At 53.6% G+C, this 10,535-nt stretch carries 7 protein-coding genes and 1 pseudogene; 3 read left to right on the forward strand and 5 right to left on the reverse strand.

Annotated elements, in window-relative coordinates; all coding sequences use genetic code 11:
• The first annotated feature begins 97 nt into the window (after positions 1 to 97).
• Positions 98 to 481, forward strand: coding sequence for a helix-turn-helix domain-containing protein (locus tag HK20_RS12600; protein ID WP_086647383.1), 384 nt, complete (start codon positions 98 to 100; stop codon positions 479 to 481).
• Between the two features lie 7 nt (positions 482 to 488).
• Here HK20_RS12600 and HK20_RS12605 read toward each other — a convergent pair whose 3' ends face one another.
• Positions 489 to 857, reverse strand: a complete 369-nt coding sequence (locus HK20_RS12605; RefSeq protein ID WP_086647384.1) for a helix-turn-helix domain-containing protein — start codon at positions 855 to 857, stop codon at positions 489 to 491.
• A 120-nt stretch (positions 858 to 977) separates the two neighbouring features.
• Here HK20_RS12605 and HK20_RS12610 point away from each other — a divergent pair, with 120 nt between their 5' ends.
• Positions 978 to 1,766, forward strand: a complete 789-nt coding sequence (locus HK20_RS12610; protein ID WP_255375223.1) for an NmrA/HSCARG family protein — start codon at positions 978 to 980, stop codon at positions 1,764 to 1,766.
• A gap of 113 nt (positions 1,767 to 1,879) precedes the next feature.
• Here HK20_RS12610 and HK20_RS12615 read toward each other — a convergent pair whose 3' ends face one another.
• Positions 1,880 to 2,797: a LysR family transcriptional regulator gene (locus HK20_RS12615; RefSeq protein ID WP_086647385.1), complete on the reverse strand. Its 918-nt coding sequence runs from the start codon at positions 2,795 to 2,797 to the stop codon at positions 1,880 to 1,882.
• Positions 2,798 to 2,900: 103 nt separating this feature from the next.
• On the opposite strand from HK20_RS12615, the gene HK20_RS12620 reads away from it, so the two are divergent.
• Complete coding sequence (locus HK20_RS12620) at positions 2,901 to 3,713, forward strand: NAD(P)H-dependent oxidoreductase (RefSeq protein ID WP_086647386.1); 813 nt, start codon at positions 2,901 to 2,903, stop codon at positions 3,711 to 3,713.
• 329 nt (positions 3,714 to 4,042) lie between these two features.
• Here HK20_RS12620 and HK20_RS12625 read toward each other — a convergent pair whose 3' ends face one another.
• From HK20_RS12625 to HK20_RS12635, 3 genes and pseudogenes are all read right to left on the reverse strand, one after another.
• Entirely contained in the window at positions 4,043 to 7,294 is a 3,252-nt protein-coding gene (locus tag HK20_RS12625; protein WP_143296526.1) for a type ISP restriction/modification enzyme, read from the reverse strand.
• 262 nt (positions 7,295 to 7,556) lie between these two features.
• Positions 7,557 to 8,815 (reverse strand): annotated as a pseudogene (locus HK20_RS12630) (type II restriction endonuclease).
• Positions 8,816 to 9,161: 346 nt separating this feature from the next.
• Positions 9,162 to 10,286: a restriction endonuclease gene (locus tag HK20_RS12635; RefSeq protein WP_158093074.1), complete on the reverse strand. Its 1,125-nt coding sequence runs from the start codon at positions 10,284 to 10,286 to the stop codon at positions 9,162 to 9,164.
• Positions 10,287 to 10,535 lie beyond the last annotated feature (249 nt).

The raw sequence follows: 10,535 nt of genomic DNA on the forward strand, positions 1-10,535 counted from the left end.
ACCATAGGGTTCATCCTCCGAGAGTTTTACTCTCCGGTAAAACCGGGGCAGTTCATATTTTGCCGCACAATACGGCACATTTCTGGAACCAAGTATAATGGATGTAACTAAAGAGCCTCACGATCTGGAAAATACCGACTGCCAGAAGGTCAGTCAGGTATTGGCGAGAGTCGGCGAAACGTGGAGCATCCTCATTATCATGCTTCTGAACCCCGGTCCGCGTCGTTTTACTGAAATACGACGCGCCGTGAACGGAATATCCCAGAGAATGCTGACATTGTGCTTACGCGGACTTGAGCGCGATGGCCTGGTAAAGCGTACCGTTTATTCTGTCATGCCACCACGCGTGGAATATGAACTGACGCCGTTAGGCCAGTCCCTGACCGAACCGGTCATCGCACTTGGAACATGGGCGCGCGATCACATCAAGGAAATCGATGCAGCGCGAGCGGCCTTCGATGGCGCCACGGATTCACCGTAGACCAGATTTATTCAGGTTCTGATGCTTGCTGCGCCCATGCCGCCAGAGCCTGGAAGACTGGTTTGAGAGCGTAAGCGCGTTCCGTGAGAGCATACTCCACACGAGGCGGGATTTCGGCATAGCTGGTTCGTATAATAAGACCGTCCTGCTCCAGAGCACGCAGTTGGGCCGTTAACATATGCTGCGTGATTGAAGGAAATGCCTTTCGGATCTGACCAAACCGGCGCGTACCGTGAAGCAGAAACCAGAGAATTTCGACTTTCCACTTGCCGGTAATAACCTGAATCGCGCGTTGAAACGCGGCCAGTTCCTGCTCCGATGGCAGGCATTCTCGATGTTCCTCGGTCAGATTTTCCATACTAGTCTTGTTTTTCATCCTACTTGTCCAGTTACGGTCCAATAGTCTTCGTTCACTGCAATCATAACGATGGATATGAAGGCAATGTCACAGAAAACGATTGTGGTCTTTGGCGCGACGGGTCACTAGGGAGGAGCTGTGCTACGGGCTCTTCAGCAGAAAGGAGGCTGGCAAGTGCGCGCACTTTCGCGCAATCAAGCGTCCGAATCCGCGCAGGCACTAAAGGCGCAGGGCGTCGAAGTTGTGAAAGGTGATATGGACGACGATGCGTCGCTGACAAAAGCCTTTCAGGATGCCTATGGCGTGTTTTCAGTACAGGGAACGGATCAGGGTATTGAAACCGAGATCCGTCGCGGTATCGCGGTTGCTGACGCAGCACGGAAAACCGGAATAGAGCATTTTGTCTATTCATCTGTCGGTGCCGCGGACCGGCAGTCAGGAGTGCCCCATTTTGAGAGCAAATGGCGCATTGAGGAACACATTCGAAAAATTGGCTTACCGGCAACGGTCGTCAGGCCGGTGTTCTTCATGGATAACTTCCGCAAACCCGTGATGAGAACACTGGTTCTGGCGTTAGTTCGCAGGAATGTGCTACCCCAAAAACCGTTGCAGATGATTGCGAGCGACGATATCGGCAAGTGGGTCGCAATGGCCTTCGCGAACCCTGAAGATTTTATTGGAAAATCTGAAGAAATTGCGGGAGATGAACTCACCTATACGCAGATCGTCCGGACGTTCAGGGGCAACAGGTGGTTTGCCGGCCTTCCTTTCCCGTTGCCGGACATCATCTTGAAGCGTCTGCCCTACGATGTGCGTAAAATGTTCGAGTGGTTTAGTTCTTGTGGCTACAAATCGGATTTGGCCACGCTCAGAACGCGACATCCCGATTTCCTGACATTTGAAAATTGGCTAAAAAATAAAATATAGATTGCGCCACAATCTATGTCCAAAGGATGGGTGTATCTCATCCGCGCCGTTAGCGATCTGATCCGCAGGCACATGTTAGCCTCTGTGCGCGCGCAGGCTGAACGCCGCAGCACTCACCGGCTGATACCGGGAACCTGCCTGAGTCCCTCTGCAAGAAAATCAACGCAGAGACGGACCCGGGTCAGGTTCGTCCGTTCCGACGCGATCAGCATACTCAGCGGCACGGGCGACAGCGTATAATCTGGCAGTATATGCTCAAGACTACCATCCCGCAGGCAGTCCTCTATCAGCCAGCGATGGGCCGGCCCGTAGCCTCGACCTGCAAGAAGCGCATCCCGCGCTGCCAGACCATGATCGACGATCAAACGACCGTGGAACGGCACAACGTGATTTCTGCTCTTCGCGCTCTGCAAAACCAGCTGATCCGATCCATGCACACGAGACATCCGTACGCCCTCAAGCTGACGCAGGTCCTCGGGGCTCCGCACCGGACCGTTGCGACGCAGCCATTCGGGGGATACGACCAGCATACGCTCGCTCTCGCCAAGGGAGCGCAGTTTCATCGCGCAATCGCTCAGGGGGCCAAGACGAATGGCGATATCGACGCCGTCACGCACCAGATCAATACGCTCGTCCGTCAGACCGAATTCCACCCTGATCCCTGGGTTCTCGTCCTGAAAAGCATAGACGAGATGACTGACATGCAGAACACCCAACGCACCGGTACAGGAAATACGCACCGTTCCGGCCGTTGCCTGTCGTGTATCGTGCATTTCCTGACTTGCCTGCTCGACGAGGGAAAGAATCTGCACGCACTGCGCATAATATCGCGTCCCTTCGTCTGTTAACGCCGTCCGGCGCGTAGTGCGCGTCAGTAACGAGACACCCAGAGCCTCCTCGAGTTCACGCAGATGCCGCGTTACTGTCGATTGTCCGGCACCGGTTTCCCGTGCGACGGCGGCCAAATTGCCGCGTTCAGCAATGCGTACAAAGGTTCGCATCCGTTCCAGCGAGATCAGGGATTGTTCCATTTTTCGGCACTGTGCTTTCCGCTATCTCCATATGGGAGAAGAATACCCTATCGCCTAGTCTTGCCGGGAAACGAATCTTTTTTGCAAAGACAAGGCCTCACGCATGAATGTCCTGATCGTGTTCGCCCATCCCGAACGACACTCCCTCAATGGCGCTCTTCTCGATATCGCAGTCGCCGAACTGCAATCGCAGGGGCACGAGGTGCAAGTCTCGGACCTTTATACCATGCACTGGAAAGCAGCCGTCGACCGCAGCGACTTCCCGGATCTGCCTGTCGGCGAGCGCCTGAAAGTGGCATCTGCATCCTCACACGAATTCGCAGCGGACGGGCTGACGGATGACGTGAAGGCAGAGCAGGAGAAGCTTCGCTGGGCCGATACCGTGATTCTCCAATTTCCACTCTGGTGGTTCGCAATGCCAGCGATCCTCAAAGGCTGGGTTGACCGCGTTTATGCCTGTGGCTTTGCATATGGCGTTGGTGAACACAGTGATCGTCGCTGGGGAGATCGCTATGGCGAGGGCGTGATGGCCGGCAAGCGCGCCATGCTGCTCGTAACGACGGGAGGCTGGCCGGAGCATTATTCCGAACGCGGGATCAATGGTCAGATCGACGATCTGCTATTTCCGATCAACCATGGCATTCTGTTCTATCCCGGCTTCACAGTGCTACCGCCTTTCGTCACTTACAGGGTGGACCGATTGGATGACGCACGTTTCGGAATTGTGTCCGAGCAACTACGCGAACGTATACGCACGCTCGCAACGACAACGCCCATCCCGTACCGGAAGCAGAACGGTGGCGACTACCAGATTCCGACGATGAAACTGAAACCCGACCTGGAGACACCAGGCGCCGTTCGTTTTGCCCTGCATGTTGCAGAACCAAAAACCTGTCTCCGCTGCCGCGAGGACTAGCGCTAGCAACATCACGCGAACGTGAATCTCGACAAAAACGCGCCCCAGTACTTTTCCATTTGTTTCCTATGTTTTTCCTGCATTCCGGCCACAAAAAAACCCGCCTGTTTGGGGCGGGTTCGTCGTGTCTTTTCAGACGTTTATGCATGGTTGCGGGGGCAGGATTGCTTCTCAAATTGCAAAAATCACAAGTTAAGAACAAAGCACGATTAAAAAATTGTTTTGATAAACTTTTTTTTGCTCACGCCTGCCTCCTTGCCGAGCATGGGTTCTGAAGCGGAAGATCAGTCCTCTTTATACGCGACATTTTTTGGGCGGTATTCTGGCGATCAACTGTTTGTCCAGAGCGGCCTTAGAAGGAGCTCTTTGTCGATTTTCGCGATGACCGCCAAACTGTCCGAGAGAACGCCGACAACTCTCCTGAAGGCAACAATCTCGTCGTAGCTCAGCTTTCGGTCGATACGTTCTTTTAACCACTGATGGCATACTTGGTAACGCCCGATCTGATATGCCCACACAGTGAGAGGCACATCTTCGAAATATTGATCCTTGTTGATCATGATCCGACCCGTATTTGGGTCGGACGCGTGCGGTGTGAACTCGACCTTCCGGACGACATCGTCTCCAGACTTCGGGAAGGGCGCCACGTCGCTTGGGGTCGTTTGGAGAGTATGCAAATTGACGAGTGCTGTTCCCAAGCGACAGAGCATCGCGAAAGTTTTCACGCCCGGAGCAAGTGGAATCCGAGGAAACCCAGTCTTGAGCTGCACACCGAAGTCGGCGCGGAACGCCGACGCGTGAAGAAGCGCATAGACATAACCGAAGATGTCTTCCGGGCCGAATGTCTTTCGAAGATCGCCAGGTCCGGTGGCTACGAACGTGAGGGCCAAGTTGGTCGCTAGGTCGTTGATGATCTCTACGGAGAGGTTGTGTTCCTTCTTCGCGCCAAGCCCGAGTGCTTTTTCACCCTTGACTTCAAAGTGGGTATAGAGTGGGAAGAAGGGGCCAGCGCCATGCCGCCCCGCATTGTCCAAAACATTGAATGTTGCGACGGATCGACTTGCGAAGACATGCCGAAAAGGCGCAATAGTCTGTCGCGACACCAGCAGTGCCAAGTTGTCCCCGTAGAGCATGTGCCGCTGCACTCGTCGCACGGAGCGAATGAGGAATTCGTCTTTATAGAGGACCGCGCGGAGATCGAACGGTCGCGCTAGATAGGGCACGACACTATCCTGCCAATTGGGATCGCCGCGGAGTTTGGCGCGAGCCTCCGCGACCGTCCAATTATCACGATCGGCAAGTCCGAACTCCGCCTTGACGTCCTCCGAGCTCAATCGAGCCTCAGGAAACGCTAGCCGACGGAATTTTTCAACAACGGCCGCTTCAGAGTAATCTACTGCAACCTCCTTGTAGCCAGCCAAGAATCCGGAAGAGCCAAATATGAAGAGTTCATCGACACCGACGAAGGTTTTACGATAGATTTGACGTAGGGCGTCGTTTTCCGGCTTGAAGAGGTAATAGGGAGCCTCTGGCATGACCTTCTGCCATTTAATCGTACCGATGCTGTTCGCACGAAGCCAGCCGTCCTTGCCATTCCCCTTGACGATCTTACCGTTTAATTCGACTCGGTTCCCGTCGCGGGGTCCCCTCAGGCTCGCATAAACGACGTTCGACGTCCGCCGACGAATGACCTTGCTTCGAACGAAAACCGTAATCGCCACCCCTTTTGTGATGTCAAAGACATTTTCATCCATTAACCCGCTGAAGGTCGTATCACCTCCGAGCGCATCCCCGTGGAGATCTAGGACATAGATCTTGTCAAAGGCTCTGGTGAGAGCTTGGCGCATACCCCGGAAAGTTATGTTATCAATGTAATTCCGGTTCGTGATGAAGGCGAGAACACCGTGTCCGGTGGTCTCAATTTTCCACTGTGCAAAGCGGATGAACTTCACATAGTCATCGTTGAGCCACCTCGCCTGACGCTCGCCAAGCGGCTCTCCATCACAGCTAAAATAGTTGCCGACGATCTTATTGGAGAGAGCGTCCTTTCCCCTCATTAACCCCCGAACCCAAGCACCGGAATGCTGCGAATTCCCCGAGTAGGGAGGATTGCCTAGGATGACCATGACAGGACTGGTCTTCTTGATGTCTCCAGCAACATTGGCCTCTTCGGCAAGCCAGCGTGCAAAGAGCGGGAGGCCCGCGCCGACATGGGGCTCATCAAGGGTGTTGGTCAGATAGACCCGTAATCGCTCGTCGCGGGTAAGATCATAGCCGCTGGATTGGAGCTTGAGAGCCAGCTTGATATGTGCGACAGCATAGGGTGCCATCAACAGTTCGAACCCGATCAAACGCGGCAGAAGGTGCTCGGCAACGTAAGCCGACCAAGCTCCTTCGCCCGACGTGAATGTCTCGCGGACTTTGTCGATGATCGAGTAGAGGAAGGTACCCGTTCCTGTCGCTGGATCGAGCACCGTCAAACGATGCTGGGGCTCCTTGCTGCCGACCGCAGGAAGCTTAGCACTATCCGCTAGGCCGTCGGGAATGTCGAGTTCGGTCTTTAGTACATAGTCAACGCTCTCAACAATAAACTGGACGACCGCTTCCGGCGTGTAATAGACCCCCCGGAGCTCGCGGACATCGGGATCGTAGGCCGCCAAAAAGGTTTCGTAGAAGTGCACCACAGCGTCTTCGCCGCGCTTGGCTTTTCCGAAACGCGCTAGAATTTTGGCTATGTCGGTCTTTGCCAAAACCTCCGCCAGTTCGTCAACGATCCACGTAACTCGTTCATCTAGATCGGGACCGGCGATCGAATTAAAAAGCTTGCGAAGGAACGGGTTAGTGCGGGGCAAGTCGTGACCTGCGCGCTCACGGGTAAAACCGGGACCTGCATGGTTGCACCGTGCAGCGAACAGGCCGTATGCGATAGTCTGAGCGTACATATCTGCGAACTCTGCGACAGAAAGTTCCGCGATCAGTATCTGCCGGAACGCTCCATACTGCTCATGCAGATCACCCGCTTCGTCCTCCGCCTCGAAGACGTCGCCGACGATATCCCTTAATAGCCGCGCGGCGCGCGCCATGCGCTCAGCAAGATCTTGAGGCGCGGAGATCGTCGGCATCCAGGCGTCGAAGAAGACCTGCAGCATCGCCTGTAGTTCGCGAGCGGCTCCTGTGACAAGACTGAGAGAGCCGTTCCTTGAGACAGACGCTAAGCTCACGGAGCGAACAAACTCCCCATCCCGGTAGAGGCGAAAATCCAAGTAGTTGGTGAGGATGAGGTTACCAAGACTTTCCCGATATCTCGTGAGTTGGTCACTCTTCTCAGCTGTGACGAGATCGATTTTGACGTCCTTGGCTTCGACATAGCCAATAGGTATTTGACCGCGTGAAACGACAAAGTCGGGCGATCCGCATTGAATGCGTCGGGGTTCGTTCGTCGCGACAATAGCCGAACAAAACGACTCCAAGAGTCGCTTGAGAGCTGGACGGTACGTATGTTCCGTAGCGTCTCCCCGCTTGAGTGCCTTCTCCACCGCTCGCAGATAAATACTTATAGCACTTGTATTCGTTTTCAGCACTTAGATCCCCAACCCATGGTTCGTTGACGTCAATCTTAGTCATATGACAGATGGCAAAACTACCCGACTTGATCGATGCATGCCCTCCAGTCGTTCGACTCCCTTTGTATTAATAAATGAAAGGCCGGACGCCCCCCGAACTCAGCAGTAGAATTCGGATGGACGCATAGTGTTCGTAGATCTCAACCATGCCAGCGATCACCTTTCTGTCCGTGAGCTAATATCGGACATTCCGCTCCTCCGGCCTTTCCTACCACCCACATCATGCAGGCGTAAGCAGATGGGATATGGCCTGAATAGGCCTCAATCCCTGCCAAAAACGCGCGATTGCCACACGATCTTTCTCCAGCGCTCTATAAGGTAGATACCGGACTTTCAGATCGGCAATTCTGCTGAAGGCCGGTCGCCGCAACTGTTCCCGCACATCGGCTTCCCGCTTGTCTGGTGCCACAAGAAACAGTCCCTCCAGAGCCTGCGCCTCTGACCCGAGAGCAAGATCCAGCATCCGCACAATGCCGGAATAGATGGTCGTTGAATGCTCGACCTCGAATGCTGCCACAATCCTGTGGCTTTCCCGGTTCAGCCACAGAACATCGATCAGACGCACGGATTGCGCCGCTTGCGTTTCCTTGTGAACCCAGGCAACACCGACAGGCAGTCATCTCCCAGTTTACCGTCCTGCCATGGACGACTGCGATCATTGGCGGCAATCCAGACATCGTAACCCAGAGAATGCCCCAGATCGCGAAGCCAGCCCTGAATTTCGGTATGGGTATGATCCGTCTCCCGCTCCGCAGCGAAGACCCGAGCCTCTTTTGCGCTCTGCTCCCTCACCTGATGAAGATCGGTCTCCCAGAGTTTTCGCGCTGATTCGTCATCCTCAAGAGGCGGCGCTGAATAGCGTCCGCTTCCGAGATCAAACAGCAGTCCTCCAATGGCGCCCAGATCGTTGGACAGCAGCGAACGATAGGTCGCATTCAGTTTCAGGATACCCTGCCGCATGGCAAGATATTCTTCCCATCGCCCCAGATTCACCTTTGATCCGGTCAGGGCATTATAACCTTTCACGATCGCCGTATTGAAAGGCTGCATGATCGTGGGATGCAGGAAATACAGCAGATTGGCGACGGCTGGTCCCAGTCCCTTGATCTTAACGGCCGAGACCACGTGCTCTTCGGTATTACAGCACAGACAGGTACCGAGAAGCTGCCCGAATGCTTTCTGGTTGGCAGGATTTTCGTAAATATCGGGAATGCGTAACTTCGGCTTCCACAGAAATGCATGATCCGCCCCCTTGAATATCTGGCGCTGCTCAGCAATCGAATGAACAACCGTTTCCAAGGATGAGCCACGATAGGCGACCCCGAATGTACCAGCGGTAATCTCCGCAACGGCCTGCTGCAGCCCGCGGCGGATAGACCGGAAGTTCTTGATACGCTCGTCCCACAGAAACCAGCTCTGATAGGTCCCTGCCGGATCGTCCCTCCAGCGAAGGATAAGGTCTCGAATAAGGTCCGTCATCAATCCAGAAGCTAAAATTACATTTGATTCTGAGCCTGATTGTAACAGCAGCTCACGTCAATGCGGATAATCGCAAGTGGTTGCGCGGTATGATACCTCCGCTTTGAACCTACCTACCCTAAATACCTGAAATTAAACAGTTTCCCAGAATATGCCCTCGGTTTACGCATAGCAAAACCCCGCTAAGCCGTTGACTTAACGGGGTTCAGAAACTGCAAGTGGTTGCGGGGGCAGGATTACTTCTCAGCTTGCGGCAACCGCAAGTTGAGAGCAAAGCGGGATTAATAGACTGTTTTAATGAACTTTTTTCGGCACACGCATGACCTCTTACTGAAATAAATGCCCCCTATCGTCCGACCTCCATCAGGAAAGTGTCGAGTAATATTTCCATTTCCGCGCCTGGTGGCTCAGCGTTGTCCCTGGCGTCGAGGAGCCGACATAGTAGCGGCACGTCGAGATCCAGCATGACCTTGCCTACATCGCGGAGCGCTCCCTGAGCGGAGCGCTTAGCGGCTGAATCGAAACCTTTGGGCGAGATGATTACGGCGACTCCTCGGAGTGCCTTGGTGTAAAGATATTTCTCGGTGATATAAATCAAATTTGCATTGATTGCATCCGTGTAGTTCTTAAACTCGAACAAGATATGACGTGTACTAAAATGTTCGATGAGCGTTCGGCAAAACACATCACTTCCTTGAATCTTGGCGATTGCGTCGAACCGATTATCGTTGCCAGCAATAGATTTTTGTGTCTTCCAACTGCCAAACACACCTTCAAAGACATATTGCAAAGCCTCGTAGCAGACATCCTCAAATAACCGCCAGTTTACGTTCTCCCGTCCTGTATGCAACTTCTGTTTTTTGGAAGAACCGGTTTTAATTTCAAGGAGTTCAGCCTTTAACTTCGCTCCATAACGAATCGCCGATGGCTCTTCGATGAGCGGAGGTGGGATGGCCTTCCTTTTAAGCTTATTTAGCTCGAAGCTCTTTTTAGGTGTCGTAAGATTGCCGCCATCAAACTCGCGAAGTGCAGATGAAAGTTCTTCGTCCACGCGGCCAATTGCTTCACGTACCTTTGGATCGATCGCCAGTTGCGCCAAATCATCTATACCAATCAGCAGCACATCCTTGTCGATGGTGCCCGAAGGAGCAAGCGCCTCACGATATAAGTTTGTTACGACCAGTGCATGATCCGCGCCGAACGCGGCTTGCGCTGACCGCACCTGCGAAATGACCTTGTTTTCGTCGGGGATGTAGCGCATTCGGCTGCGGTAAAGTTTCACCTCGCCGACCGTGACGGCACCTTCTTCAGATGTGAGGAGAAGATCCACACGGCGCGGCGAGGCACTACCCCGGTATTTCACGTCCTCTTGCACCTGGAAACCATGTGCCCGGAAGACATTTGCGATCAGACGTGCAAACTCGCGCTCCCGCATAAACGGGCTACGCGCCGTTTCTTGTTCATTGGCCAAGATCATTTCGTCCTACGAGCAGTTATTCACAAACAAACGTAGCATGAACGAAACGGGGCGTAACCCACGTCTCGGTGCCAAATTCCGCTTAATCGATTAGTTGCTCTTAACTTTAATCATCTTACAATGCAGCCGCAATCAGTTGCTTTCGAGAGCGTTTTCCTGTATTCTTGACTATCATAATGGACGCATACTAGGCTCAGGACCTATTAATTTATTGAATTGAGCTGTGTGTTGTGATTCACAGGC

The sequence above is a fragment of the Acetobacter sp. DsW_54 genome (genome assembly GCF_002153575.1).
GTDB lineage: Bacteria > Pseudomonadota > Alphaproteobacteria > Acetobacterales > Acetobacteraceae > Acetobacter > Acetobacter fabarum.